The sequence below is a fragment of the Pontivivens insulae genome (assembly GCF_900302495.1).
In the GTDB taxonomy this organism is placed as follows: domain Bacteria; phylum Pseudomonadota; class Alphaproteobacteria; order Rhodobacterales; family Rhodobacteraceae; genus Pontivivens; species Pontivivens insulae.
In genome coordinates this window covers 31444-55525 of the sequence record NZ_OMKW01000001.1, presented here as the reverse complement: position 1 = coordinate 55525, position 24082 = coordinate 31444, and the positions used below count along the sequence as shown (strand labels likewise).

The following is a 24082-nucleotide window of genomic DNA, read 5'->3' as shown; positions in this document are numbered from 1 at the left end:
AACGATAGGGCGAGATTGGAATGCCGACGATCCAACAGCTGATCCGCAAACCGCGGCAGCCAAAAGTTAAGCGCTCGAAGTCGCTGCATCTGGAGGGTTGCCCCCAGAAGCGTGGCGTCTGTACGCGCGTGTACACGACCACCCCGAAAAAACCGAACTCCGCTATGCGGAAAGTTGCGAAGGTTCGCCTGACCAACGGTTTCGAGGTGATCTCCTACATCCCTGGTGAAAGCCACAACCTTCAGGAGCACTCTGTGGTTCTGATCCGTGGCGGCCGGGTGAAAGATCTTCCGGGCGTCCGCTACCACATCCTGCGCGGTGTACTCGACACGCAAGGCGTCAAAGATCGCCGTCAGCGTCGTTCGAAGTACGGCGCAAAGCGTCCGAAATAAGAAGGAGACCGCGAGATGTCACGACGCCATCGCGCCGAGAAACGGGAAGTTCTGCCGGACGCCAAGTATGGTGACCGCGTTCTGACCAAGTTCATGAACAACCTGATGTATGACGGCAAGAAATCTGCCGCTGAAAGCATCGTTTACGGCGCGCTTACGCGCGTTGAAGACCGCATGAAGCGTGAGCCGATCGAAGTGTTCCACGAAGCACTCGACAACATTAAGCCCGCGCTCGAAGTTCGCTCCCGCCGTGTTGGTGGTGCGACCTATCAGGTTCCCGTCGAAGTGCGCCCCGAGCGTCGCGAAGCTCTCGCGATCCGTTGGCTGATCACGGCGTCCCGTGCCCGCAACGAGAACACGATGGAAGAGCGCCTCGCAGGCGAGCTGCTCGACGCCGTCAACTCTCGCGGCACCGCTGTGAAGAAGCGCGAAGACACGCACAAGATGGCTGAGGCGAACAAAGCGTTCTCTCACTATCGCTGGTAATTACGAGCCTAGAGGACACTCAACATGGCACGCGAATATCCCCTCGAGCTGTACCGTAACTTCGGGATCATGGCTCACATCGATGCAGGTAAGACCACCTGTTCGGAGCGGATTCTGTTCTACACGGGCAAATCCCACAACATCGGCGAAGTGCACGATGGCGCGGCTACCATGGACTGGATGGAGCAGGAGCAGGAGCGTGGCATCACGATTACCTCCGCTGCGACCACCACTTTCTGGGAGCGTACGGAAGACGGCCAGACGCCTGATACTCCGAAGCACCGCCTGAACATCATCGACACCCCTGGCCACGTTGACTTCACCATTGAAGTTGAGCGTTCGCTTGCCGTTCTCGACGGCGCGGTTTGCGTTCTCGACGCAAACGCAGGTGTTGAGCCGCAGACCGAAACCGTTTGGCGTCAGGCCGACCGGTACAAGGTTCCGCGGATGGTCTTTGTCAACAAGATGGACAAGATCGGCGCTGACTTCTTCAACTGCGTCAACATGATCGAAGATCGCACCGGCGCGCGTGCCGTTCCTGTCGGTATTCCGATTGGCGCGGAGACCGAGCTGGAAGGCCTCATCGACCTCGTGACCATGGAAGAGTGGTTGTGGCAGGGCGAAGATCTGGGTGCATCCTGGGTCAAGGCTCCGATCCGCGACAGCCTCAAGGACATGGCTGACGAGTGGCGCGGCAAGATGGTCGAAGCTGCCGTTGAAATGGACGACGATGCGATGATGGAGTATCTGGAAGGCAACGAGCCTGACATTGCTACTCTGCGCTCGCTGCTCCGCAAAGGTACGCTTTCGCTGTCCTTTGTTCCTGTTCTCGGTGGTTCCGCGTTCAAGAACAAAGGTGTTCAGCCGCTGCTCAACGCTGTGATCGACTATCTGCCGAGCCCGCTCGACGTTGTTGACTACATGGGCTTCAAGCCGGGTGATGAGACGGAAACCCGTAACATCGCACGCCGCGCTGATGATGACATGGCTTTCTCCGGCCTCGCGTTCAAAATCATGAACGACCCGTTCATGGGCTCCTTGACGTTCACCCGGATTTACTCCGGTACGATCAACAAGGGCGACAGCCTGCTGAACTCGACCAAAGGCAAGAAAGAGCGCGTTGGCCGTATGGTCATGATGCACTCCAACAAGCAGGACGAGATTCAGGAAGCGTTTGCGGGCGACATCATCGCGCTGGCCGGTCTGAAAGACACGACCACGGGCGACACGCTCTGCGCCCAGAACGATCCGGTTGTCCTCGAAACGATGACGTTCCCCGATCCTGTGATCGAGATCGCGGTCGAGCCGAAGACGAAGGCCGACCAGGAGAAGATGTCCCAGGGCCTCGCGCGTCTGGCGGCAGAAGATCCGTCCTTCCGTGTTGAGACTGACCTTGAGTCTGGTCAAACCATCATGAAGGGCATGGGCGAACTTCACCTCGACATCCTCGTTGACCGCCTGAAGCGGGAATTCAAGGTTGAGGCGAATATCGGTGCGCCGCAGGTTGCTTACCGTGAGACGATCTCCACCGAGGCGGAAATCGACTACACGCACAAAAAGCAGTCCGGTGGTACGGGTCAGTTTGGTCGCGTTAAGCTGATCATCACGCCGACGGAGCCGGGCGAAGGTTATTCCTTCGAGTCCCGTATCGTGGGTGGTGCTGTTCCGAAGGAATACATCCCAGGAGTCGAGAAGGGCATCCAGTCGGTCATGGACTCCGGTCCGCTGGCAGGCTTCCCTGTGATCGACTTCAAGGTTGCACTGATCGATGGTGCATTCCACGACGTTGACTCCTCGGTTCTCGCATTCGAGATCGCATCCCGTATGGCGATGCGTGAAGGTCTGCGGAAAGCGGGTGCGAAACTGCTTGAGCCGATGATGAAGGTCGAGGTGCTGACGCCGGAAGAGTATACCGGTTCGATCATTGGTGATCTCACCTCCCGTCGCGGCATGGTGCAGGGTCAGGACACGCGCGGCAACGCGATTGTCATTGATGCGTTCGTGCCGCTGGCCAACATGTTCGGCTACATCAACAACCTGCGCTCCATGTCTTCGGGCCGCGCGCAGTTCACGATGCAGTTCGATCATTATGACGCCGTTCCGTCCAACATCTCGGAAGAGATCCAGGCGAAATACGCCTGAGGAAAGGTAGAGAGATGATGTTGCGCAGCACAGTTATGGCGACAGTCCTTTTCGGGCTGGTCGCTTGTGGCCAGCCCGGAGTAGTGCCCTATCAGGCGCCTGCAACGGATGCCCGGGTGCTGCGCGATATCCGCATCGTGAGCACGAATGTCGACGTCAGCGCGATCGGGGATGTCACCCGCGGTCGTGAGGTCGCGGCCTTCGATGTGAAGCAGGCCCTTGAAGCGGCAGCGATTGTTGACATGCGTTACATTGTCGGGGATCGCCCGGCGGTTGTGCAGCTCAACATTCTCGATGTCGATCTCGGCAGTGGAACGACGTTCCTGGGCACTGGCCCCAGCACGATGACGGGCACTGCAACTCTCTTGGATGCGGCTACGGGCGCATCCCTCGCGGCACCGATTCAGGTGTCTGCACTGTTTAATCCCGGCGTGAACACCCAGGAGGGTGTGATCGAAGGGGCCGACTTCCGCGGCGACGACGCCGTGGTTATTGATCTCGCCCGTCAATTTGTTGAGCGGGCACGTCAGCAACTCGTTGGGTCCTGACGGAACGAAACACACTCTGAGGAGGCTTTAGCATGGCTAAGGAAAAGTTTGAGCGGACGAAACCGCATGTGAACATCGGCACGATTGGTCACGTTGACCATGGTAAGACGACGCTGACGGCTGCGATCACGAAGCAGTTCGGCGACTTCAAGGCCTATGACGAGATTGACGGTGCGCCTGAAGAGAAAGCGCGCGGGATCACGATTTCGACCGCGCACGTTGAGTACGAGACCGAGGGCCGTCACTACGCCCACGTCGACTGCCCGGGCCACGCGGACTACGTCAAGAACATGATCACCGGTGCGGCGCAGATGGACGGCGCGATCCTGGTGGTGAACGCGGCCGACGGCCCGATGCCCCAGACGCGTGAGCACATCCTGCTCGGCCGTCAGGTCGGCATTCCTTACATGGTCGTGTTCCTGAACAAAGTCGATCAGGTCGACGACGAGGAACTGCTCGAGCTGGTCGAGATGGAAGTGCGCGAGCTGCTCTCCGACTACGACTATCCGGGCGACGATATTCCGATCATCGCGGGCTCCGCGCTGGCGGCTCTCGAAGGCCGTGACGCCAACATCGGTGAAGAGAAGATCGCCGAGCTGATGGCGGCTGTGGACAGCTACATCCCGAACCCCGAGCGGGCCGTGGACCAGCCGTTCCTGATGCCGATCGAAGACGTGTTCTCGATCTCGGGCCGCGGTACGGTTGTGACCGGTCGTGTGGAGCGTGGCGTGATCAATGTGGGCGACGAGATCGAAATCGTCGGCATCCGCGACACGAAGAAGACGACCTGCACGGGCGTTGAGATGTTCCGCAAGCTGCTCGACTCTGGCGAAGCAGGCGACAACATCGGTGCGCTGCTGCGCGGCGTTGACCGTGACGGCGTTGAGCGTGGTCAGGTTCTGTGTAAGCCGGGTTCGGTGAAGCCGCACACGAAGTTCACGGCCGAGGCGTATATCCTGACGAAGGAAGAGGGTGGCCGTCACACGCCGTTCTTCGCGAACTACCGCCCGCAGTTCTACTTCCGCACGACGGACGTGACCGGCACGGTTGAGCTTCCCGCAGGCACCGAAATGGTGATGCCGGGCGACAACCTGAAGTTCGACGTCGAGCTGATCGCCCCGATCGCCATGGAAGAAAAGCTGCGCTTCGCTATCCGCGAAGGCGGCCGCACCGTCGGCGCTGGCGTCGTCGCTTCCATCATCGAATAATCGTATACCCGGCCGGGGGGATCGTCCCTCCGGCCGTGCTCTTTGAACACGCGAACATGAGGCGACCAAAATGAACGGTCAGAACATTCGCATCCGGCTCAAGGCCTTCGATTACCGCGTGCTCGACACCAGCACGCAGGAAATCGTTTCGACCGCAAAGCGTACGGGTGCCACGGTCCGCGGTCCGATCCCGCTGCCCAACAAGATTGAGAAATTCACCGTTCTTCGCGGTCCCCACGTGGACAAGAAGAGCCGTGAGCAGTTCGAAATCCGCACGCACAAGCGCCTGCTGGATATCGTCGATCCCACACCACAGACCGTGGACGCGCTGATGAAGCTCGACCTCGCCGCCGGTGTGGACGTTGAAATCAAACTCTAAGGGGCCGAGCGATGTTGCGTTCCGGAGTGATTGCAAAAAAGCTGGGCATGACCCGGCTGTTCATGGAAGACGGTAAGCAGATCCCTGTGACCGTTCTCCAGATGGAAAACTGCCAGGTGGTTGCACAGCGCACCGCCGAGCGTGACGGCTATTCCGCTGTTCAGCTTGGCGTGGGTTCGGCCAAGGCAAAGAATGTCAGCGCGCCGATGCGCGGCCACTTCGCCGTTGCGAAGGTTGAGCCGAAGCGGAAGCTGGCGGAGTTCCGTGTCTCTGCAGAGAACATGATCGACGTGGGTGAGGAAATCACCGCAGATCATTACTTTGCGGGCCAGTATGTCGATGTGGCGGGTACGTCCATCGGTAAGGGCTTTGCGGGTGCGATGAAGCGTCACAACTTTGGCGGTCTGCGGGCCTCCCACGGTGTGTCCATCTCCCACCGTTCGCACGGCTCCACTGGTCAGTGTCAGGATCCTGGCAAAGTCTTCAAAGGTAAGAAGATGGCTGGCCACATGGGTGCTGTTCGCGTGACCACTCAGAACCTGGAAGTCGTCAAGACTGACAGCGACCGTGGCCTGATCATGGTCAAAGGCGCCGTTCCTGGTTCCAAAGGTGGTTGGGTGACGATCAAGGATGCCGTTAAGAAGGCCCTGCCTGATAACGTGATCCTGCCTGCCGCTCTGCGCTCCGCTGCTGAAGAAGCTGCGAAAGCTGCTGCTGAGGCCGAAGCCGCTGCTGCTGCCGAAGCTGAAGCTGCTGCCGCTGCTGCTGCTGCTGAAGAGCAGGCCGCAATCGAGGCTGCCGAAGCCGAAGCTGCTGCCGAGGCTCAGGACGCTCCTGAAGGGGGTGAGGACAAATGAAACTCGACGTAATCAACCTTGATGCCGGTGCCGCCGGGTCCATCGACCTCTCTGATGAGGTCTTTGGTCTTGAGCCGCGCAAGGACATCCTGCACCGCGTCGTGCGTTGGCAGCTGGCCCGTCGCCAGCAGGGCACGCACAAGACGCTGACGCGTGGTGAAACTTCGTATTCCACGAAGAAGATCTACCGCCAAAAGGGCACCGGTGGCGCACGCCATGGTGACCGTGGTGTATCTCAGTTCCGCAAGGGTGGCACGACAAAGGGTCCGGTTCCGCGCAGCCACGCGCATGACCTGACCAAGAAGTTCCGTGCCCTCGGCCTGAAGCACGCGCTTTCTGCCAAGGCAGGCGCGGGTGAGCTGGTCGTGATCGAGAATGCGGATATGGCCGATGCAAAGACCAAGACCCTCGCCGGTCAGGTCTCCAAGAACGGTTGGAACCGCACCCTCGTCATCGACGGTGCTGAAGTGAATGCAAACTTCAAGCGGGCAAGCCAGAACCTCGCTGACGTGAACGTGCTCCCGTCCATGGGTGCGAATGTCTATGACATTCTCAAGGCCGACACGCTGGTTCTGACGAAATCCGCCGTCGAAGCGCTGGAGGCGCGTCTGAAATGAGCGTGAAAGCAGAACTCTACGACGTGATCCGTCGTCCGATCATCACGGAGAAGTCCACGCTGGCGTCCGAGTCCGGCGCTGTGGTCTTCGAAGTTGCGATTGACGCCAACAAGCCGCAGATCAAAGAAGCGGTCGAAGGCCTCTTCAACGTCAAGGTGAAGGCCGTGAACACGACCATCTCCAAAGGCAAAGTGAAGCGCTTCCGTGGTCGCCTCGGCACGCGCAAGGACGTCAAGAAGGCCTATGTGACCCTCGAAGAGGGCAACACGATCGACGTGTCCACCGGCCTCTGATCCTTTCGGATTGGTGAGAATTTTAGGAGGGCCCCTGCCGATTGGCGGGGGCCTTTTTGCTTGCCGGGTGTTCGCTGAGGGGGCTTACCGGATTGAAATCCCACAATGAACAATGTCGCTTGCATCGCGCATGATGGGGCCTCCGACTCGAAACGTAGGGCAGCGTACGAGTTTAGGTGGGCGCTAAAGCGCCCTCCCGCGGGGTGCGAATGACAGCGTCTTGGAAACGTGTAAGGGGGGCATTTCAGCCGCGAACGCGCGTGGCACGTGGCGGGAGCTGCCTCGCCTAATTGGCTTGAGGCCTATTTGTAGCCCACTCTGAGCAGTACCCAGTCTTAACCTTGTTTTTCTAGGCTTTGCCTTTGTAAATCGATAAAGGAGGAATATGTATTAGGTTCGAATATATATTTAGGACAATGTAATTGGCAATAAATAGAGAAATCTGGCAGAAGTATGTTCAAGAAGATTTTCCGAACTCGTATCCATGCCCACGTTGCAACAAAGGACAAGTCCGTCGTGGGGCGACTCCTATTGCTTTGCTTGAACCGCATCATTCCAGTCGAGAGCAGGGGCGTGAGGAGTGGGATCCCGAGTGGATCTGCAAAAGATTTACGACGATGTTAGTTTGCGACAACGCTACCTGCGGAGAAGTCATATCAGTTAGTGGCCATGTAAGTGTCGATTATATCGAATATTTCGATGACTATGGTGTTCCAGAGGGAGGCGGTTACCACGTTTGGCTAGAGCCAGTCAGTATGTTTCCCGCGCCTCCAATTTTCCCAATATCCAGACAACTCCCAGCACAGGTGAAAAAGGAGTTGAAATTGGCGTTTCAGCTTTTCTGGACGGATCTTTCAGCCTCAACCTCGAGGCTGCGAACAAGTTTAGAGCGAGTATTGGACGAGCAAGGGGTTGCGAGGAGCAAGCCTGATAAAAAAGGAAAACCGCAGCGTCTGAGCCTTTTCGAGAGAATAGATGTATTTGAAAAAACCAAAAAAGATTCAGATACAGCTGAGTCGATGAATGCCTTGCGAATTGTAGGTAACCTTGGAACGCACGGTGATGAAGTGGTTGAAGGGGATTACTTTGATCTTCTTGATATCTACGAAGATGCGCTTGCTGAAATATACGAACAAAAGACGGCACGGCTCAAAGCTAAAAAGCAGGCGTTGATTGCTTTGAAGAAATGAAGTCTGTTCGAGCCGCGTAGGTCAGTTATCCCTTAGTCAGCAGCAGACCACGATTCCATAATACGCGGAATCAAAATCAAGCTGAAGGCGCCGTGCATCGCCGGGCCGCCCCCCGGGCACGGCGATTGGGTTGCTGTAGGGCGTTGCAGGTTGGTCAGGCGGATTTGGTGGGCATAAAGTGCTCCATTCGACCTCTTGATTGCCGCACCATGACCCGGCGATGCGCAGCTTGGCTGAGGTCTTGCTGCATAGGGCACTTGTTTCACTGCTCGCGCCCTTGACCCCCCCACACGACTCCCCTACACGAACGCATCGACTTGGCCCCGGATTCGTCCGGGGCTTTGTCGTCGTTCGCGAGAACACATGAATTTGGGGACCTTCGGGGCCCTCTAAACCGCGGCGGGCTCCCGGCCTGTCGCCAAGCAAACGGAAGACAGCAAGATGGCATTGAAGTCGTATAAGCCGACAACGCCTGGCCAGCGCGGGCTGGTTCTGATCGACCGTTCGGAGCTTTGGAAAGGGCGTCCGGTCAAATCTCTCACCGAGGGTTTGACCAAGAACGGCGGCCGGAACAACACCGGACGGATCACCATGCGCCGCAAAGGCGGCGGGGCAAAGCGTCTCTATCGCATCGTGGATTTCAAGCGTCGCAAGTTCGACGTGGCCGCAGCGGTTGAGCGGATCGAGTACGATCCCAACCGGACCGCGTTCATCGCGCTCCTCAAGTATACCGATGGCGAGCAGGCCTACATCATCGCGCCTCAGCGCCTCGCAGTGGGCGACATGGTCGTCGCGGGCGACAAAGTCGATGTGAAGCCGGGCAACGCGATGCCCTTCACCGGCATGCCGATCGGGACAATCGTTCACAACATCGAACTCAAGCCGGGCAAGGGCGGTCAGATCGCACGTGCGGCGGGCTCCTACGCTCAGTTCGTTGGTCGTGACGGTGGCTACGCACAGCTGCGTCTCTCCTCGGGTGAGCTTCGCATCGTGCGTCAGGAATGCATGGCCACCGTTGGTGCCGTGTCCAACCCCGACCACTCGAACCAGAACCTCGGTAAAGCAGGTCGTAACCGCCACAAGGGCATCCGCCCGTCTGTGCGTGGTGTCGTGATGAACCCGATTGATCACCCGCACGGCGGTGGTGAGGGTCGGACCTCCGGTGGTCGCCACCCGGTTACCCCGTGGGGCAAGCCGACCAAGGGCGCACGTACCCGGACGAACAAGACGACCGACAAGTACATCCTGCGCACGCGCCACCAGCGCAAGAAGAAATAAGGAGGCCTGACACATGGCACGTTCAGTCTGGAAAGGCCCGTTCGTCGACAGCTACGTCCTGAAAAAGGCCGAAAAAGCGCGCGAATCCGGTCGCAATGACGTAATCAAGATCTGGTCCCGTCGTTCCACCATCCTGCCCCAGTTCGTTGGCCTCACCTTTGGTGTGTACAACGGCAAAAAGCACATCCCGGTCTCCGTGACCGAGGAGATGATCGGGCAGAAGTTCGGTGAATATTCGCCGACCCGCACCTACTACGGCCACGCGGCCGACAAAAAAGCGAAGCGGAGGTAATTATGGGTCAGTCCAAGAATCCCCGCCGCGTCGCGGACAATGAAGCAATGGCTGTCAGCCGGATGCTGCGCACCAGCCCTCAGAAGCTGAACCTGGTCGCACAGATGATCCGCAACAAGCCGGTCGACAAAGCTCTGACCGATCTGACCTTCTCCAAGAAGCGGATCGCGGAAGACGTCAAGAAGACGCTTCAGTCTGCTATCGCCAATGCTGAGAACAACCACGGTCTCGACGTCGATGAGCTCATCGTCGCGGAAGCCTGGGTCGGCAAGAACCTCGTGATGAAGCGTGGCCGTCCGCGGGCACGTGGTCGCTTCGGCAAGATCCTGAAGCCGTTTTCACAGGTCACGATCAAGGTGCGTCAGGTCGGCGCCGAAGAGGAGCAAGCCTAATGGGTAATAAGGTCAATCCGATTGGTCTGCGCCTTCAGGTCAACCGCACTTGGGACAGCCGCTGGTATGCGGACACCAAGGACTACGGCAACCTGCTGCACGAAGACATCAAGATCCGCGAGTACATCCACAAGAACCAGGCGCAGGCCGGTATCTCCCGTGTGATCATCGAGCGTCCGCACCGCAAATGCCGCGTGACCATTCACGCAGCGCGCCCCGGTGTGATCATCGGCAAAAAAGGTGCTGACATCGAGAAGCTGCGCAAGTCCCTTGCACAGTTCACCGATAGCGAACTGCACCTGAACATCGTCGAAGTGCGCAAGCCGGAAATCGATGCACGTCTTGTGGCTGAGAATATCGCTCAGCAGCTGGAGCGTCGTGTGTCCTTCCGTCGTGCGCTCAAGCGCGCGGTTCAGAACGCGATGCGCATGGGTGCCCTCGGCATCCGGATCAACGCAGCCGGTCGTCTGGGCGGTGCAGAGATCGCGCGGACGGAGTGGTATCGCGAGGGCCGCGTGCCCCTGCACACCCTGCGTGCTGACATCGATTACGCACATGTCGAAGGCTCCACGGCTTACGGCATCATCGGCATCAAGGTCTGGATCTTCAAAGGCGAGATCATGGAGCACGATCCGCAGGCCCGCGATCGCCGTCACGAGGAACTTCAGTCTGGTGGCCGTCCCGGCGGCCGGCACTGATCCGGCGTAGAGGAGAGAGAACATGCTTTCGCCAAAGCGTACGAAATTCCGCAAGCAGCACAAAGGTCGCATCAAGGGTGAGGCCAAGGGTGGCTCCACTCTGAACTTCGGCCAGTACGGTCTGAAATCCACTGAGCCTGAGCGTGTGACAGCACGGCAAATCGAAGCGGCCCGCCGCGCGATGACCCGCCACATGAAGCGTCAGGGCCGCGTGTGGATCCGCATCTTCCCCGATGTGCCCGTCACCTCGAAGCCGACCGAAGTCCGTATGGGTAAAGGTAAGGGTTCGGTCGATTACTGGGCGGCCAAGGTGAAGCCGGGTCGCGTGATGTTCGAGATCGACGGCGTGAACGAGGAAATCGCCCGCGAGGCCCTGCGCCTCGCCGCGATGAAGCTCCCCGTGAAGTGCCGCTTCGTCCAGCGCGAAGACTGGTAAGTCGTAAACAAATGTGATTGTGTGGCCCCCATAGTGTGGGGGCCATACCGTGGTTTCAGAAGAATTCGTCCGCCAGAGCCTGATTTTCGCTCTTAGTTCAATTCTATTCGGAATCTCTTACTATATTCATTTCGTTTTTGCTGCGCTCTCCGCAGCGATGACAATTTTTGTGCGTATTCCGTACATTGGTCGTTTCTATAGCAGTGTTCTTGGACTTTTCGGATACACTGCGGCAGTGAAACTCGCCTCTTATGCCATTGTCGGCATGGGTCCGTACCTGGTGATGGTTTGTATCAAGCAATTGGATGTGCTTTTTCGGTCGCATCTTCTTGATGGAGGTATGGTCGGTGCCCAGTTCGGCTTTGGTCTCGGGGCGATGGCTTATTCGCTCCGAATTTCAAGTACCGTTTTCGATATGTCGGCACTTTCTGCTTCCAATATAAACCAAGATTTCAATAGCAATTTAATGCGCTTTGTGTCTAATAATGATGCAGGCGTAGTATACAGAGCAAAGCTTTCTACATTTGTAGATATGTATTGCCATACTTTAATTGCATTATTTGCAGCGCTTGGTGCCTTCTTATTTTCGTACTTTGAGATGAGATATGGGTTAAATTCCAATTATGTAGAAATAGATTTGATCGATTGTGCTTTATATCTAGTCCCATTCTTCAGCTATGATCTTCCACTAGTATTGTCGGAAGATTTGACATCACGCTTGGTGCTGGCATTTTCGGGTCTCTTCTTCGTTATCTTTTCTGTTGCGGTGGTCGCCATCGCCGCTGGGAGCTGGCTATCGGCAGTCGAAAGTGCTGATGTCGATGTTGTTAGTGATAATGAGATAGTCGCCAACCCGGACTGAAGATCGTTTTTGTTTAGATATCAAATGGACGAAAAGCTGCATGGCCCGAAAGCCTTCAGTGATCTGAATTGCCCCTTGCCATCCTGCCCAAACCCCCCTACACGAGCCGCTCTATCACCTACTCCACTGGAATCAGGGTGACGCTTCTAAGGCGGCTCTCCAGTGATTGTTGAAAGGAACCGGCGATGAACGCCAACGAACTTCGTGAGAAGACGCCTGATGAGCTGCGCGAGCAGCTTGTTGCGCTTAAGAAGGAGGCCTTCAACCTCCGCTTTCAGGGGGCCACTGGCCAGCTGGAAAACACGGCTCGCATGCGCACCGTCCGTCGTGACGTTGCCCGTGTGAACACGATCCTGAACGAAAAGGCGGCTGCAGCCGCCGGGACGGAGTGAGACCATGCCCAAGCGTATCCTTACCGGCACGGTAACCAGCGACGCAAACGCACAGACCATCACGGTCTCCGTTGAGCGCCGTTTCAAGCACCCCGTTCTGCAGAAGACCATTCGTAAGTCCAAGAAGTACCGGGCTCACGATGAACAGAACGCCTTCAAGGTCGGTGACACCGTTCGCATCATCGAATGTGCACCGCGCTCGAAGACGAAGCGCTGGGAAGTTCTGACCGAAGCGTCGGAATAACCTTTAACGAAACCGTGGGGCCGGTCGAACAGATGGTCCCCACAGGTCGGGAGACTAGACCATGATCCAGGTAGAGACGAATCTGGATGTCGCTGATAACTCCGGCGCCCGCCGGGTTCAGTGCATCAAGGTTCTCGGCGGATCCAAGCGTAAATACGCTTCCGTCGGCGACATCATTGTCGTGTCCGTCAAAGAGGCCATTCCGCGCGGTCGCGTGAAGAAGGGTGACGTCCGTAAGGCCGTCGTCGTTCGCACCGCCAAGGAAGTGCGCCGCGAAGATGGCACGGCTATCCGTTTTGACCGCAACGCCGCGGTGATCCTGAACAATTCCAACGAGCCTGTCGGCACCCGTATCTTCGGGCCGGTCGTACGTGAGCTGCGCGGGAAGAACTTCATGAAGATCATCTCGCTTGCCCCGGAGGTGCTGTAAGATGGCTGCCAAACTCCGCAAAGGTGACAAAGTCGTCGTGCTCGCGGGCAAGGACAAGGGCCGCGAAGGTGAGATCACCGCAGTGATGCCGAAAGAAGGCAAAGCTGTCGTGTCCGGCATCAATGTCGCGATCCGTCACACCAAGCAATCCCAGACGAGCCAGGGCGGCCGCATTTCCAAGGAAATGCCGATCCAGCTCTCCAACCTCGCGCTGGTTGACCCGAAAGAGGGTGGCGCCACCCGCGTTGGCTTCCGCATGGAAGACGGCAAGAAGGTGCGCTTCGCCAAGAAATCCGGGGAGACGATCAATGCTTGATGCTGCATCCTATACCCCGCGTCTCAAGACGCTGTTCCGCGACACGATCAAGGCCGCTCTGAAGGAAGAGTTTTCCTACAAGAACGACATGCAGATCCCGCGCCTCGACAAAATCGTCCTGAACATGGGCGTTGGTGAGGCTGTTGGTGACAGCAAGAAGATCAAGTCGGCTCATGATGACATGATGGCGATTGCTGGCCAGAAGCCGGTTATCAACAAAGCCAAGAAGTCCATCGCGGGCTTCAAGGTGCGTGAAGAGATGCCCCTCGGCGTCAAGGTCACGCTCCGCGGTGACCGCATGTACGACTTCATGGACCGCCTGGTGAATGTCGCACTGCCCCGCGTTCGCGATTTCCGCGGCGTGAACGGCAAGAGCTTCGATGGTCGTGGCAACTACGCCATGGGCCTGAAAGAGCACATCGTGTTCCCCGAGATCAACTACGACCAGGTTGATGTCATGTGGGGCATGGACATCGTGATCTGCACCACGGCGGCAACCGACGCCGAAGCGAAGGCACTGTTGAAGCATTTCAACATGCCCTTCACGAACTGAGCGGGAAGGACTTAAGAGAATGGCTAAGAAATCCATGATCGCCCGCCAGGCCAAGCGTGAGCGCCTCGTCGCGAAATACGCCGCCAAGCGAGCAGAACTGAAAGCAAAGGCACTGGATGAAAGCCTTGATCGCGCTGAGCGTTTCAAGGCCCGCATGGAGCTTGCAAAGCTTCCACGCAACTCCTCGCCGACGCGCCTGAACAACCGTTGCCAAGTGACGGGTCGTCCGAAGGCTTACTACCGTAAGCTCAAGATGAGCCGGATCGCGCTCCGGGATTATGCCTCCGTTGGGCAGATCCCCGGCATGGTCAAGTCGAGCTGGTAAGGGAGGGATATTAGATGTCTATGAACGATCCTCTCGGCGATATGCTGACCCGCATCCGCAACGCACAAATGCGCGGTAAGACCTCTGTGGTCTCCCCTGCGTCTAAAGTGCGGGCCTGGGTTCTCGACGTGCTCGAGGCCGAAGGCTACATCCGTGGGTATGAAAAGACCCTGGATGAGCGGAACCACCCCGCGCTGCGCATCGAACTCAAGTACTTCGATGGCGAGCCGGTCATTCGTGAGCTGAAGCGTGTGTCGACCCCCGGTCGTCGCGTGTATTCCAGCGTGAAGGAGATCCCGCAGGTTCGTCAGGGCCTGGGTGTCGCCATTGTTTCCACCCCGCGCGGCATCATGTCCGACGCGCAGGCACGCTCCGCCAATGTTGGCGGCGAAGTGCTCTGCACGGTATTCTGAGGAGGCCTACACAATGTCTCGTATCGGAAAGAAACCGGTCGATCTGCCCAGCGGCGTTACGGCGTCCGTCTCCGGCCAGACGATCGAGGTGAAGGGCCCGAAAGGCGTCCGCACATTCACCGCGACCGACGATGTGGACCTGAAGGTCGAGGACAACGCGATCAACGTTGTGCCGCGTGGCAAGTCCAAGCGCGCACGCCAGCAGTGGGGCATGTCCCGCACGCAGGTTGCGAACCTCGTCACCGGTGTTACCACCGGGTTCACGAAAGAGCTTGAAATCAACGGTGTTGGTTATCGTGCGCAGGTACAGGGCAAGGTCCTGAAGCTGGCGCTCGGCTACTCTCACGATGTCGAGTTCGACATCCCCGAGGGTGTGACCATCACGGCGACGAAGCCCACAGAACTGAAGGTCGAAGGTATCGACCAGCAGGTTGTCGGTCAGGTAGCCGCGAACATCCGCGAATGGCGCAAACCCGAACCTTACAAAGGTAAAGGCATCAAATATAAAGATGAATTTATCTTCCGTAAGGAAGGCAAGAAGAAGTAAGGAGCGCAAGACATGGCGAACAGCAAACGTCAACTGTTCCAGAAGCGTCGTCTGCGCGTCCGGAACAAACTGCGTCGGACGGCCAATGGCCGCCCGCGCTTGAGCGTCCACCGCTCGTCCAAGAACATCTCGGTGCAGATCATCGACGATGTTCAGGGCGTGACCCTGGCCTCTGCTTCCTCGTTGGAGCCGGCACTGGGAATCGTGGGCAAAAACAACATCGAAGCGTCCGCAAAGGTCGGCGCTGCGATTGCCGAGCGTGCGAAAGAGAAAGGCATCGAAGATGTCTATTTCGATCGTGGCGGTTTCCTGTTCCACGGGAAGGTCAAGGCACTTGCAGACGCGGCCCGCGAGGGCGGCCTGAAGTTCTAAGGAGGCGATAATGGCACGTGAAGACAATCGCCGGGACCGTCGCGACCGCGACGAAACCCCGGAATTCGCCGATCGCCTTGTTGCGATCAACCGGGTCTCCAAGACCGTCAAGGGTGGTAAGCGCTTCGGCTTTGCAGCTCTCGTCGTTGTTGGCGATCAGAAGGGCCGTGTTGGCTTCGGCAAAGGCAAGGCCCGCGAAGTTCCCGAGGCGATCCGCAAGGCGACCGAAGCAGCAAAGCGCGCAATGATCCGCGTTCCGCTGCGTGAGGGCCGCACGCTGCACCATGACATGCAGGGCCGTCACGGCGCTGGTAAGGTCGTGATGCGCACGGCACCGCAAGGTACCGGGATCATCGCAGGCGGCCCGATGCGCGCCGTGTTCGAGATGTTGGGCGTTCAGGACGTCGTGGCAAAGTCCACCGGCTCGCAGAACCCTTACAACATGATCCGTGCGACGCTCGATGGTCTGCAAAAGGAATCGTCCCCCCGCTCCGTGGCTCAGCGTCGCGGTAAGAAGGTGGCCGACATCCTGCCCAAGACTGACGCACCCGCGGAAGCTCCTGTTGAAGAAGCGGCGGAGGCATAAGACATGGCTACCATCGTTATCAAACAGATCGGCTCCCCGATCCGCCGTCCCGACGATCAGCGCGCAACGCTGATCGGCCTGGGCCTCAACAAGATGCACAAAGTGCGCGAACTTGAGGACACCCCGGCAGTGCGCGGTATGATCGCGAAGATCCCCCACATGGTGGAGATCCTCGAAGAGAAGGGCTGAGGCTCTTTTCTCGACACGATTTGGAAGGGCCCTGCTTCGGCGGGGCCTTTTTTTGGTTATGCGGCACTACTCGGTTAAACCGCGAAACAGACATGTGAGAGCGCCGTTCCGAGGGGTGGCGCAAACGCGCCGCCCCGTGGGGGCGGAACGGCGCGGCGCAACGGTGCCCGTTGCGCGGTGCGTTGTTCGAAGCGATGTTCTCAACCTGCTTTGATAGTGTTTCCACGTCACCTTCTGTGAGATCGCCCTTGTCGTCCGCTGCCATCACCGCTAAACGCTCACGGTCTGACTCTGTCAGGCGAATCTATATCACACGCCGTGGTCCCCGTTTTTCGCTCGGTGGGCGTATCCGGCAAGAGGAGAGCGACAATGAAACTGAATGAACTCAGCGACAATCCAGGCGCAACGAAATCCCGCAAGCGGGTTGGCCGTGGTCCCGGGTCCGGCATCGGTAAGATGGGTGGCCGTGGTATCAAGGGTCAGAAATCCCGTTCGGGTGTGGCCATCAATGGCTACGAGGGTGGCCAGATGCCGCTCTACCAGCGTCTGCCCAAGCGCGGCTTCAACGTGCCGAACCCCAAGCGCTACGCTGTTATCAACCTCGGCCTGATCCAGAAGTTCATCGACGCGGGCAAGCTCGATGCCTCGTCCGACATCACCGAGGATACGCTGGTCGAAACCGGTGTGATCCGTCGCAAGCGCGACGGCATTCGCGTGCTCGCCAAAGGTGAGATCACGGCGGCAGTCAAACTCTCCGTCACCGGCGCTTCCAAAGGCGCTGTTGAGGCGGTTGAGAAGGCTGGCGGCTCGCTGACAGTCACAGGCGCGGCAGAAGCTGCCGAATAAGGTTGTGGGGGCGGGTCACGCCCCTTACATCTTGCACCTGACCTTTCGCGCCGCCTGAGCCCAATCGGTTCGGCGGCGCTTGCATGAACGGGAGAGCCCATACATGGCATCCGCAGCGGAACAGATGGCAGCGAACATGAGCTGGCGCACCTTTGGCAAAGCCAAAGAGCTTCAGCAACGTATTCTCTTCGCCCTCGGACTACTCATCGTCTATCGCGTCGGCACCTATATTCCGGTTCCCGGAATTGATGCTGAACAGCTTCGCCTCTTCTTCGAGCAGGCGGGCCAGGGCATTGGTGGCATGGTCAACATGTTCACCGGTGGCGCGATCAGCCGTATGGCGGTCTTCTCGCTCGGGATCATGCCCTATATTTCGGCCTCCATCATCGTGCAGCTTCTGACCTCGATGGTTCCTTCGTTGGAGCAATTGAAGAAGGAAGGGGAGCAGGGCCGCCGAAAGATCAACCAATACACACGCTATGGCACCGTTTTCCTGGCGCTGTTCCAGGGCTATGGCATCGCGGTCGGCCTGGAATCAGGCGGTTTGGCGACCGATCCGGGTTGGTTCTTCCGTGCGTCCACGGTGATCACGCTGGTCGGTGGTACCATGTTCCTGATGTGGCTCGGTGAGCAAATCACGGCACGCGGCATCGGCAACGGCATCTCTCTGATCATCTTCGTCGGAATCATTGCAGAGCTACCGGCAGCGCTTGCACAGTTCTTCGAAGCAGGCCGCACCGGCGCACTCTCGGGCGGCGTTATCCTCGCTGTGATCGTGATGGCGATCGCTGTTATTGCCTTCGTGGTGTTCATCGAGCGCGCATTGCGCAAGATCCACATCCAGTACCCCCGCCGTCAGGTCGGCAATAAGATGTATGGGGGTGAGAGCTCTCACCTGCCGGTCAAAATTAACCCGGCGGGTGTGATCCCGGCGATCTTCGCATCATCCCTGCTGCTGCTGCCGCAGACCGTCGCCACCTTCGGCGGCACGGGTGAGGGCGGTGGCTGGCTCAGCTGGGTCTCGGCCTATATGGGCCGTGGCCAACCGCTGAACCTGTTGTTCTTTGGCTTCCTGATCGTGTTCTTCGCTTATTTCTACACCGCGAATGTGGCGTTCAAGACGGATGATGTAGCTGACAACCTCAAGAAACAGGGCGGCTTCGTGCCCGGTATTCGTCCAGGCAAGCGGACAGCGGAATATCTCGACTATGTTGTATCCCGCCTGCTGGTCGTCGGCTCCGCCTATTTGACTGCGGTCTGCCTGTTGCCAGAACTTCTGATCTCGCAGTTTGCGATCCCCTTCTACTTTGGCGGAACGTCACTGCTGATCGTGGTGAGCGTTTCGATGGATACGGTCAGCCAGATCCAAAGCCACATGCTTGCCCATCAATATGAAAGCCTCATTGAAAAATCGAAGCTTCGCGGTAAAGGTGCGCGTAAGAAAAAAACGCAAGGACGCCGCTGATGAACATTATCCTGCTTGGCCCTCCGGGTGCTGGTAAAGGCACCCAAGCCCAGAAACTCGTGGAAGAGCGGGGAATGGTTCAGCTTTCCACCGGTGATATGCTTCGCGCGGCAAAGACATCGGGCACTGAGATGGGCAACATGGTCGCCGGTGTCATGGCGCGTGGTGAGCTTGTGACCGATGAAATCGTCATCGGCCTCATCCGCGAGCAGCTTCAGAACGGCTCTGAAGGTGGTTTCATCTTCGACGGTTTCCCCCGCACGCTGGCACAGGCTGATGCGCTGGGTGAGTTGCTGGACGAGTTTGGCCAAAATCTCGATGCGGTGATCGAACTTCAGGTCGAAGACGATATTCTCGTCGCGCGCGTTGTGAACCGTGCGAAGGAAGCGGTGGCTGCCGGGCAGTCTGCGCGGGCTGACGATACCGCAGAGGCGATGACGACTCGCTTGATGGAGTATTACAAGAAAACGTCACCGCTGATCGGTTACTACCACGCCAAAGGCCAGCTGAAATCGGTTGACGGCTTGGGCACTATGGACGCCGTTCAGGCCGACATTGCCGCGGCGCTGAACGACTAATTCACGCTCTGTCAACCCTATGGTTGACAGGCGCTTTCGAATCTCTATATCAGGCCACCTCCCCGGATAGCCGGAGAATCGGGTTCAGACCCTTTAATCAGGTCCATCGGACATATGACCGATGGGCCTTCGTTGTGAAAAAAGGTTCCGGTACTACGGAACCGCAACTGCAAGAACGGAGAATAGCCTTGGCGCGTATTGCCGGCGTAAACATCCCGACCAACAAGCAGGTTCAGATTTCTCTGACCTATATTCACGGCATCGGCCGCACCTCCGCAGTGAACATCTGTGAAGCTGCTGGCGTTGAGCCCACCACCCGTGTGAACGAGCTGTCCGACGCAGACGCGGCGAAAATCCGCGAGATCATTGATGGTGAGTACACTGTCGAAGGCGATCTGCGCCGTGAGAACTCCATGAACGTGAAGCGTCTGATGGACCTCGGTTGCTACCGTGGCCTGCGTCACCGCCGTGGCCTTCCGGTTCGCGGTCAGCGCACCCACACCAACGCACGCACGCGCAAGGGCCCTGCAAAGGCCATCGCGGGCAAGAAGAAGTAAGGAGGGCTGATCAATGGCACGTGATAAGATTCGCGCAAAGAAGAAGGTCTCCAAGAACATCTCGGCTGGCGTCGCGCATGTGAACTCTTCTTTCAACAACACCAAGATCCTGATCTCTGACGCGCAGGGCAATGCGATTGCATGGTCCTCTGCCGGCACGATGGGCTTCAAGGGCTCCCGTAAATCCACGCCTTATGCTGCACAGGTTGCTGCAGAAGATGCGGGCCGCAAGGCGCAGGAGCATGGCATGCGCACCCTCGATGTTGAGGTGCAGGGCCCCGGTTCTGGTCGTGAGAGCGCGCTGCGCGCACTCGGTGCAATCGGCTTCACGATCACGGCGATCCGTGACGTGACCCCGATCGCTCACAATGGCTGCCGCCCGCCGAAGCGTCGCCGCGTCTGATTGACACCAATTTGGGGTGCGCGCGGGCCTTTTCCGGGGCTCGCGCGCGCCCATTTCCGCATTCGAAGTCTGAGAATTCCTCGGGCGTTCCCGATACAGGATCCGGTCGGGAACTGGTATGGAGGACACTAGATGATCCACAAGAACTGGCAGACTCTCATCCGTCCGCAAAGCCTCGACATCAAGCCGGGCAAAGACCCGCGCCGTCAGGCGACCGCCGTGGCAGAACCGCTTGAGCGTGGCTTTGGCCTGACGCTTGGCAACGCACTGCGCCGCGTGCTGCTTTCCTCCCTTCAGGGTGCTGCAATCACCTCCGTCCAGATCGACGGCGTTCTGCATGAGTTCTCTTCCGTTGCCGGTGTCCGCGAAGACGTCACCGACATCGTGCTGAACCTCAAGGGTGTTGCTCTTTCCATGGAAGTCGAAGGGCCTAAGCGCGTTTCGATCTCCGCAAAAGGACCGGGCGTCGTGACCGCCGCCGACATTTCTGAAAGCGCGGGCATTGAGGTTCTGAACAAGGACCACGTGATCTGCCACCTCGACGATGGTGCGTCGGTCTACATGGAACTGACGGTTGAGACCGGTAAGGGCTATGTCGCAGCGGACAAAAACCGTCCTGAAGATGCGCCGATCGGCCTGATCTCCGTCGACGCGCTCTACTCCCCCGTGCGCAAGGTGTCTTACAAGGTTGAGCCGACCCGTGAGGGACAGGTGCTCGACTATGATAAGCTGACCTTGACGCTGGAGACTGACGGTTCCGTCACGCCTGAGGATGCAATCGCCTATGCGGCACGCATTCTGCAGGACCAGCTGAATGTGTTCGTCAACTTCGATGAGCCCGAAGCGGCCCGCGGTGTTGAGGAAGAGGACGACCTGGAGTTCAACCCGCTTCTGCTCAAGAAGGTGGACGAACTGGAACTGTCCGTCCGTTCCGCGAACTGCCTGAAGAACGACAACATCGTTTACATCGGCGATCTCATCCAGAAGACCGAAGCAGAAATGCTGCGCACGCCGAACTTCGGCCGCAAGTCTCTGAACGAGATCAAAGAAGTGCTGACCGGCATGGGGCTGCACCTCGGCATGGACATCGTCGACTGGCCGCCAGAGAACATCGAAGATCTGGCCAAGAAGTTCGAAGACCAGTTCTGAGGCCTGCAGGGCCGAAGCCCCGGACACGATCCGGGGCCGAGATGAGATAACGAGACCCCGGCTTATGGCCGGGGCGCATTGAACAAAAACGGGCAATTCCGCCCCAAGGAGAGGGCGCCACACGCATGGCGCTCCAGACAAAGCATAAAAGCTAAGAAGGAATACGAAAATGCGTCATGGTAATGGTTACCGTAAGCTCAACCGCACCCACGAGCACCGCAAGGCGATGTTCTCCAACATGGCCTGCTCGCTGATCGAGCATGAGCAGATCAAGACGACCCTGCCCAAGGCCAAGGAACTGAAGCGGATCATCGACAAAGTGATCACGCTCGGCAAGAAGGGCGACCTGCATGGCCGCCGTCTGGCGCTGGCACAGCTCAAGCAGGAAGCGGCTGTTTCCAAACTGTTCGACACGCTTGCACCGCGTTATGCTGACCGCAATGGCGGTTACTCCCGTGTGCTGAAGGCGGGTTTCCGCTATGGTGACATGGCTCCGATGGCGATCATCGAACTGGTGGACCGCGATGTTGACGCGAAAGGCGCAGGCGATAAAGCCCGTGTCGCAGCCGAAGAAGCGGCAGCTGAGGAAGAGTAAGTCCTCCTTCCGTTGAGAGTTTTTCAAGGCCCTGGCGGAGACGCTGGGGCCTTTTGCATGTGACGGCAGCCTCCGGCGGGGATATTTTAGCCAAGAAGAAGCCGGTCGCAGCGAGATCGGCGACGGACTGAGGGGAAGCCATGGCAGATTTGTTCGACACCCCCCGTGATCCCAAGGCAGAAGCACCGCGGCCGTTGGCGGACCGCATGCGCCCGGGAAAGCTGGCTGATGTGATTGGGCAGGATCATGCGCTGGGGCCGGACGGGCCACTTGGTGCGATGCTGGCCTCAGGCCAACTGGGTTCCGTGATTTTTTGGGGCCCACCAGGGGTCGGCAAGACAACCATTGCGCGTCTGTTGGCCGACGAAACCGACCTCGCGTTTGTACAGATCAGTGCGATCTTCACCGGTGTGCCGGACCTTCGCAAAGTGTTCGAGGTCGCAAAACTGCGCCGTCAGAACGGGCGGGGAACGCTGCTCTTCGTTGATGAGATCCACCGTTTCAACAAGGCGCAGCAGGACGGGTTTCTTCCTCATATGGAAGACGGCACCATCGTGCTGGTCGGCGCAACGACTGAGAATCCGTCTTTCGAACTGAATGCCGCATTGCTCAGCCGGTCGCAGGTCATCACGCTCAAGCGGCTGGACCTGATCGCACTCGAACGCATCTTGCAGGCGGTCGAAAAGTCGGAGGGGGCATTGCCACTCGATGGTCCGGCCCGCGAAGCGCTGACGGAGATGGCGGATGGGGACGGTCGGGCGTTGCTGAACCTCGCCGAACAGGTTCTGAGCTGGGGCGCGACACAGCCGATTGACCGGCCGACGCTGACCGCACGCCTGACGCGGCGCGCCAGCAAATATGATAAATCCGGGGACGAGCACTACAACCTGATCTCGGCGCTGCACAAATCAGTTCGCGGCTCTGACCCGGATGCTGCTCTCTATTGGTTTGCCCGAATGCTCGAAGGTGGTGAAGATCCGCGGTTCCTGGCGCGACGGATCACCCGGATGGCGGTTGAGGATATTGGTCTGGCCGATCCGCAGGCACAGGACATCTGCCTGCAATCCTGGCAAACATACGAACGGCTTGGCTCACCCGAGGGTGAGTTGGCCCTGGCGCAAGCGCTGATCTACGTCGCCCTCGCGCCCAAGTCGAATGCGACTTATGTGGCGTACAAAGCTGCGCGCAAGGCGGCAAAGTCCTTTGGGTCTGAGCCACCGCCCGCTCATATCCTCAACGCGCCGACACGTTTGATGAAAGAGCAGGGCTATGGTGCAGGTTACGAGTACGATCACGACGCAGAGGACGGATTTTCCGGTCAGTCCTATTTTCCCGAGACGATGAAGCGGGGCGTCTACTACGTGCCGGTTGAACGTGGGCATGAACGTGAACTTGCCAAGCGAGTCGCCTATTTCGCGGGTTTGCGGGCGAAGCGAAATAGAACGCTGGGTAACGACGATTAACCATTGCGCCCGGCGTTAACTGTTCTATCTGTATTGTGTGCGTCAGTTGCGCATGTGTATTTTTGCTTGTTCCGAGTAAGTGTTGTGTTTGAGCGTACTCCGTCTGAGGCTGTGTATCGCCTCGTCTACCGATCCTTTGCGTGCCCGCCCTGGCTTCCTGAAAAGACACTCGCTGATATTTGTGCTGAATCTCAGTCGAAAAATGTGCGGGATCAGGTGACCGGCGTCTTAAGTTTCCGCGATGGTGTCTTTCTTCAAGTGATGGAGGGCAGCGTGATGGCAGTATTGTCGCTCAGCGCCCGCATCGCGGCGGATGGCCGGAATGAACGTTTGCGGATCCTGTGGCACGGCCATGCCGCTTCGAGGTTGTTTCCCGAATGGCCGATGGGGTGTTTCCTGGGCGATGCCGGGGATCCGGCTCTTGATCCGCTGGCAGAATGGACCGCAGAGCGGACACGTGATCTCAGCCAATTCTATGCCGAACACCAGCAATTGGGCATAACACCCGCATTTACTGTCGCGCGTCGACTGACCTGATCCCCTTGCGGCCCACCGGCTTGCAGGCATAGACAGGCCCGAACGCAGCGCG

General features: G+C 58.3%; 36 protein-coding genes. All 36 read left to right on the top strand.

Annotated features, from left to right (window positions below; genetic code table 11):
• Positions 1-20: 20 nt before the first annotated feature.
• The 36 genes from rpsL (at position 21) to POI8812_RS00165 (ending at position 24030) form a co-directional block, all read left to right on the top strand.
• Positions 21-392 carry a 30S ribosomal protein S12 gene (gene rpsL, locus POI8812_RS00340; protein WP_108780554.1) on the top strand — a complete coding sequence of 124 codons (372 nt, stop codon included), beginning with the start codon at positions 21-23 and terminating at the stop codon, positions 390-392.
• 15 nt (positions 393-407) lie between these two features.
• Positions 408-878 carry a 30S ribosomal protein S7 gene (rpsG, locus tag POI8812_RS00335; RefSeq protein ID WP_108780553.1) on the top strand — a complete coding sequence of 157 codons (471 nt, stop codon included), beginning with the start codon at positions 408-410 and terminating at the stop codon, positions 876-878.
• Between the two features lie 24 nt (positions 879-902).
• On the top strand, positions 903-3020 hold the full coding sequence (gene fusA / locus POI8812_RS00330; protein WP_108780552.1) for an elongation factor G: 2118 nt from the start codon (positions 903-905) through the stop codon (positions 3018-3020).
• Between the two features lie 35 nt (positions 3021-3055).
• Positions 3056-3568, top strand: a complete 513-nt coding sequence (locus POI8812_RS00325) for a hypothetical protein (protein WP_146186088.1) — start codon at positions 3056-3058, stop codon at positions 3566-3568.
• A gap of 32 nt (positions 3569-3600) precedes the next feature.
• Positions 3601-4776, top strand: a complete 1176-nt coding sequence (tuf, locus tag POI8812_RS00320) for an elongation factor Tu (RefSeq protein ID WP_108780550.1) — start codon at positions 3601-3603, stop codon at positions 4774-4776.
• Positions 4777-4846: 70 nt separating this feature from the next.
• Positions 4847-5155 carry a 30S ribosomal protein S10 gene (rpsJ, locus tag POI8812_RS00315; RefSeq protein ID WP_108780549.1) on the top strand — a complete coding sequence of 103 codons (309 nt, stop codon included), beginning with the start codon at positions 4847-4849 and terminating at the stop codon, positions 5153-5155.
• Positions 5156-5166: 11 nt separating this feature from the next.
• Positions 5167-6012 (top strand): 50S ribosomal protein L3, encoded by an 846-nt coding sequence (gene rplC, locus POI8812_RS00310; protein WP_108780548.1) that lies wholly within the window; start codon positions 5167-5169, stop codon positions 6010-6012.
• Positions 6009-6629, top strand: a complete 621-nt coding sequence (gene rplD / locus POI8812_RS00305; protein ID WP_108780547.1) for a 50S ribosomal protein L4 — start codon at positions 6009-6011, stop codon at positions 6627-6629. The genes rplC and rplD overlap by 4 nt, the downstream gene beginning before the upstream one ends.
• Complete coding sequence (locus POI8812_RS00300) at positions 6626-6922, top strand: 50S ribosomal protein L23 (RefSeq protein WP_108780546.1); 297 nt, start codon at positions 6626-6628, stop codon at positions 6920-6922. Before rplD ends, POI8812_RS00300 begins: the two co-directional genes overlap by 4 nt.
• 422 nt (positions 6923-7344) lie before the next feature.
• Positions 7345-8112: a DUF8608 domain-containing protein gene (locus POI8812_RS00295; RefSeq protein WP_146186087.1), complete on the top strand. Its 768-nt coding sequence runs from the start codon at positions 7345-7347 to the stop codon at positions 8110-8112.
• A 441-nt stretch (positions 8113-8553) separates the two neighbouring features.
• Entirely contained in the window at positions 8554-9390 is an 837-nt protein-coding gene (gene rplB, locus POI8812_RS00290) for a 50S ribosomal protein L2 (protein WP_108780544.1), read from the top strand.
• Between the two features lie 13 nt (positions 9391-9403).
• A complete protein-coding gene (gene rpsS, locus POI8812_RS00285) occupies positions 9404-9682 on the top strand; it encodes a 30S ribosomal protein S19 (RefSeq protein ID WP_108780543.1) in 279 nt (92 codons plus the stop codon).
• Positions 9683-9684: 2 nt separating this feature from the next.
• Complete coding sequence (gene rplV / locus POI8812_RS00280) at positions 9685-10074, top strand: 50S ribosomal protein L22 (RefSeq protein ID WP_108780542.1); 390 nt, start codon at positions 9685-9687, stop codon at positions 10072-10074.
• A complete protein-coding gene (rpsC, locus tag POI8812_RS00275; protein WP_108780541.1) occupies positions 10074-10772 on the top strand; it encodes a 30S ribosomal protein S3 in 699 nt (232 codons plus the stop codon). Before rplV ends, rpsC begins: the two co-directional genes overlap by 1 nt.
• A 22-nt stretch (positions 10773-10794) precedes the next feature.
• The gene (gene rplP, locus POI8812_RS00270) at positions 10795-11208 is read left to right on the top strand and encodes a 50S ribosomal protein L16 (protein ID WP_108780540.1); all 414 of its coding nucleotides are present in this window, start codon (positions 10795-10797) and stop codon (positions 11206-11208) included.
• A 49-nt stretch (positions 11209-11257) separates the two neighbouring features.
• On the top strand, positions 11258-12070 hold the full coding sequence (locus POI8812_RS00265; RefSeq protein WP_116203115.1) for a hypothetical protein: 813 nt from the start codon (positions 11258-11260) through the stop codon (positions 12068-12070).
• A 185-nt stretch (positions 12071-12255) separates the two neighbouring features.
• On the top strand, positions 12256-12462 hold the full coding sequence (gene rpmC / locus POI8812_RS00260) for a 50S ribosomal protein L29 (protein ID WP_108780538.1): 207 nt from the start codon (positions 12256-12258) through the stop codon (positions 12460-12462).
• Between the two features lie 4 nt (positions 12463-12466).
• On the top strand, positions 12467-12706 hold the full coding sequence (gene rpsQ / locus POI8812_RS00255) for a 30S ribosomal protein S17 (protein ID WP_108780537.1): 240 nt from the start codon (positions 12467-12469) through the stop codon (positions 12704-12706).
• Between the two features lie 61 nt (positions 12707-12767).
• On the top strand, positions 12768-13136 hold the full coding sequence (gene rplN, locus POI8812_RS00250) for a 50S ribosomal protein L14 (protein ID WP_108780536.1): 369 nt from the start codon (positions 12768-12770) through the stop codon (positions 13134-13136).
• Position 13137: 1 nt separating this feature from the next.
• A complete protein-coding gene (rplX, locus tag POI8812_RS00245) occupies positions 13138-13452 on the top strand; it encodes a 50S ribosomal protein L24 (protein WP_108780535.1) in 315 nt (104 codons plus the stop codon).
• On the top strand, positions 13445-14005 hold the full coding sequence (rplE, locus tag POI8812_RS00240; protein WP_108780534.1) for a 50S ribosomal protein L5: 561 nt from the start codon (positions 13445-13447) through the stop codon (positions 14003-14005). Before rplX ends, rplE begins: the two co-directional genes overlap by 8 nt.
• A gap of 19 nt (positions 14006-14024) precedes the next feature.
• Positions 14025-14330: a 30S ribosomal protein S14 gene (gene rpsN / locus POI8812_RS00235; protein WP_108780533.1), complete on the top strand. Its 306-nt coding sequence runs from the start codon at positions 14025-14027 to the stop codon at positions 14328-14330.
• Between the two features lie 14 nt (positions 14331-14344).
• Positions 14345-14743 (top strand): 30S ribosomal protein S8, encoded by a 399-nt coding sequence (rpsH, locus tag POI8812_RS00230; protein WP_181377177.1) that lies wholly within the window; start codon positions 14345-14347, stop codon positions 14741-14743.
• Positions 14744-14756: 13 nt separating this feature from the next.
• Entirely contained in the window at positions 14757-15290 is a 534-nt protein-coding gene (rplF, locus tag POI8812_RS00225) for a 50S ribosomal protein L6 (RefSeq protein WP_108780532.1), read from the top strand.
• A 12-nt stretch (positions 15291-15302) separates the two neighbouring features.
• The gene (gene rplR, locus POI8812_RS00220; RefSeq protein WP_108780531.1) at positions 15303-15662 is read left to right on the top strand and encodes a 50S ribosomal protein L18; all 360 of its coding nucleotides are present in this window, start codon (positions 15303-15305) and stop codon (positions 15660-15662) included.
• 10 nt (positions 15663-15672) lie between these two features.
• A complete protein-coding gene (gene rpsE / locus POI8812_RS00215) occupies positions 15673-16248 on the top strand; it encodes a 30S ribosomal protein S5 (RefSeq protein ID WP_108780530.1) in 576 nt (191 codons plus the stop codon).
• Between the two features lie 3 nt (positions 16249-16251).
• The gene (gene rpmD, locus POI8812_RS00210) at positions 16252-16437 is read left to right on the top strand and encodes a 50S ribosomal protein L30 (protein WP_108780529.1); all 186 of its coding nucleotides are present in this window, start codon (positions 16252-16254) and stop codon (positions 16435-16437) included.
• Positions 16438-16806: 369 nt separating this feature from the next.
• A complete protein-coding gene (gene rplO / locus POI8812_RS00205) occupies positions 16807-17283 on the top strand; it encodes a 50S ribosomal protein L15 (RefSeq protein WP_108780528.1) in 477 nt (158 codons plus the stop codon).
• A gap of 103 nt (positions 17284-17386) precedes the next feature.
• Complete coding sequence (secY, locus tag POI8812_RS00200; RefSeq protein ID WP_108780527.1) at positions 17387-18748, top strand: preprotein translocase subunit SecY; 1362 nt, start codon at positions 17387-17389, stop codon at positions 18746-18748.
• Positions 18748-19326: an adenylate kinase gene (locus POI8812_RS00195; protein WP_108780526.1), complete on the top strand. Its 579-nt coding sequence runs from the start codon at positions 18748-18750 to the stop codon at positions 19324-19326. Before secY ends, POI8812_RS00195 begins: the two co-directional genes overlap by 1 nt.
• A 188-nt stretch (positions 19327-19514) precedes the next feature.
• Positions 19515-19883, top strand: coding sequence for a 30S ribosomal protein S13 (rpsM, locus tag POI8812_RS00190; RefSeq protein ID WP_108780525.1), 369 nt, complete (start codon positions 19515-19517; stop codon positions 19881-19883).
• A 13-nt stretch (positions 19884-19896) separates the two neighbouring features.
• Positions 19897-20286: a 30S ribosomal protein S11 gene (gene rpsK / locus POI8812_RS00185; RefSeq protein WP_108780524.1), complete on the top strand. Its 390-nt coding sequence runs from the start codon at positions 19897-19899 to the stop codon at positions 20284-20286.
• A 132-nt stretch (positions 20287-20418) separates the two neighbouring features.
• Positions 20419-21435 carry a DNA-directed RNA polymerase subunit alpha gene (locus tag POI8812_RS00180; RefSeq protein ID WP_108780523.1) on the top strand — a complete coding sequence of 339 codons (1017 nt, stop codon included), beginning with the start codon at positions 20419-20421 and terminating at the stop codon, positions 21433-21435.
• Positions 21436-21604: 169 nt separating this feature from the next.
• Entirely contained in the window at positions 21605-22030 is a 426-nt protein-coding gene (rplQ, locus tag POI8812_RS00175) for a 50S ribosomal protein L17 (protein ID WP_108780522.1), read from the top strand.
• A 140-nt stretch (positions 22031-22170) separates the two neighbouring features.
• Positions 22171-23493 (top strand): replication-associated recombination protein A, encoded by a 1323-nt coding sequence (locus tag POI8812_RS00170; protein ID WP_108780521.1) that lies wholly within the window; start codon positions 22171-22173, stop codon positions 23491-23493.
• Positions 23494-23547: 54 nt separating this feature from the next.
• A complete protein-coding gene (locus POI8812_RS00165) occupies positions 23548-24030 on the top strand; it encodes a BLUF domain-containing protein (protein ID WP_306438832.1) in 483 nt (160 codons plus the stop codon).
• Positions 24031-24082 lie beyond the last annotated feature (52 nt).

Excerpts from the sequence above, each read along its gene's own strand:
- rpsL (WP_108780554.1), top strand. The coding sequence starts at position 21 with ATGCCGACGATCCAACAGCTGATCCGCAAACCGCGGCAGCCAAAAGTT.
- rpsG (WP_108780553.1), top strand. The coding sequence starts at position 408 with ATGTCACGACGCCATCGCGCCGAGAAACGGGAAGTTCTGCCGGACGCC.
- fusA (WP_108780552.1), top strand. The coding sequence starts at position 903 with ATGGCACGCGAATATCCCCTCGAGCTGTACCGTAACTTCGGGATCATG.
- POI8812_RS00325 (WP_146186088.1), top strand. The coding sequence starts at position 3,056 with ATGGCGACAGTCCTTTTCGGGCTGGTCGCTTGTGGCCAGCCCGGAGTA.
- tuf (WP_108780550.1), top strand. The coding sequence starts at position 3,601 with ATGGCTAAGGAAAAGTTTGAGCGGACGAAACCGCATGTGAACATCGGC.
- rpsJ (WP_108780549.1), top strand. The coding sequence starts at position 4,847 with ATGAACGGTCAGAACATTCGCATCCGGCTCAAGGCCTTCGATTACCGC.
- rplC (WP_108780548.1), top strand. The coding sequence starts at position 5,167 with ATGTTGCGTTCCGGAGTGATTGCAAAAAAGCTGGGCATGACCCGGCTG.
- rplD (WP_108780547.1), top strand. The coding sequence starts at position 6,009 with ATGAAACTCGACGTAATCAACCTTGATGCCGGTGCCGCCGGGTCCATC.
- POI8812_RS00300 (WP_108780546.1), top strand. The coding sequence starts at position 6,626 with ATGAGCGTGAAAGCAGAACTCTACGACGTGATCCGTCGTCCGATCATC.
- rplB (WP_108780544.1), top strand. The coding sequence starts at position 8,554 with ATGGCATTGAAGTCGTATAAGCCGACAACGCCTGGCCAGCGCGGGCTG.
- rpsS (WP_108780543.1), top strand. The coding sequence starts at position 9,404 with ATGGCACGTTCAGTCTGGAAAGGCCCGTTCGTCGACAGCTACGTCCTG.
- rplV (WP_108780542.1), top strand. The coding sequence starts at position 9,685 with ATGGGTCAGTCCAAGAATCCCCGCCGCGTCGCGGACAATGAAGCAATG.
- rpsC (WP_108780541.1), top strand. The coding sequence starts at position 10,074 with ATGGGTAATAAGGTCAATCCGATTGGTCTGCGCCTTCAGGTCAACCGC.
- rplP (WP_108780540.1), top strand. The coding sequence starts at position 10,795 with ATGCTTTCGCCAAAGCGTACGAAATTCCGCAAGCAGCACAAAGGTCGC.
- rpmC (WP_108780538.1), top strand. The coding sequence starts at position 12,256 with ATGAACGCCAACGAACTTCGTGAGAAGACGCCTGATGAGCTGCGCGAG.
- rpsQ (WP_108780537.1), top strand. The coding sequence starts at position 12,467 with ATGCCCAAGCGTATCCTTACCGGCACGGTAACCAGCGACGCAAACGCA.
- rplN (WP_108780536.1), top strand. The coding sequence starts at position 12,768 with ATGATCCAGGTAGAGACGAATCTGGATGTCGCTGATAACTCCGGCGCC.
- rplX (WP_108780535.1), top strand. The coding sequence starts at position 13,138 with ATGGCTGCCAAACTCCGCAAAGGTGACAAAGTCGTCGTGCTCGCGGGC.
- rplE (WP_108780534.1), top strand. The coding sequence starts at position 13,445 with ATGCTTGATGCTGCATCCTATACCCCGCGTCTCAAGACGCTGTTCCGC.
- rpsN (WP_108780533.1), top strand. The coding sequence starts at position 14,025 with ATGGCTAAGAAATCCATGATCGCCCGCCAGGCCAAGCGTGAGCGCCTC.
- rpsH (WP_181377177.1), top strand. The coding sequence starts at position 14,345 with ATGTCTATGAACGATCCTCTCGGCGATATGCTGACCCGCATCCGCAAC.
- rplF (WP_108780532.1), top strand. The coding sequence starts at position 14,757 with ATGTCTCGTATCGGAAAGAAACCGGTCGATCTGCCCAGCGGCGTTACG.
- rplR (WP_108780531.1), top strand. The coding sequence starts at position 15,303 with ATGGCGAACAGCAAACGTCAACTGTTCCAGAAGCGTCGTCTGCGCGTC.
- rpsE (WP_108780530.1), top strand. The coding sequence starts at position 15,673 with ATGGCACGTGAAGACAATCGCCGGGACCGTCGCGACCGCGACGAAACC.
- rpmD (WP_108780529.1), top strand. The coding sequence starts at position 16,252 with ATGGCTACCATCGTTATCAAACAGATCGGCTCCCCGATCCGCCGTCCC.
- rplO (WP_108780528.1), top strand. The coding sequence starts at position 16,807 with ATGAAACTGAATGAACTCAGCGACAATCCAGGCGCAACGAAATCCCGC.
- secY (WP_108780527.1), top strand. The coding sequence starts at position 17,387 with ATGGCATCCGCAGCGGAACAGATGGCAGCGAACATGAGCTGGCGCACC.
- POI8812_RS00195 (WP_108780526.1), top strand. The coding sequence starts at position 18,748 with ATGAACATTATCCTGCTTGGCCCTCCGGGTGCTGGTAAAGGCACCCAA.
- rpsK (WP_108780524.1), top strand. The coding sequence starts at position 19,897 with ATGGCACGTGATAAGATTCGCGCAAAGAAGAAGGTCTCCAAGAACATC.
- POI8812_RS00180 (WP_108780523.1), top strand. The coding sequence starts at position 20,419 with ATGATCCACAAGAACTGGCAGACTCTCATCCGTCCGCAAAGCCTCGAC.
- rplQ (WP_108780522.1), top strand. The coding sequence starts at position 21,605 with ATGCGTCATGGTAATGGTTACCGTAAGCTCAACCGCACCCACGAGCAC.
- POI8812_RS00170 (WP_108780521.1), top strand. The coding sequence starts at position 22,171 with ATGGCAGATTTGTTCGACACCCCCCGTGATCCCAAGGCAGAAGCACCG.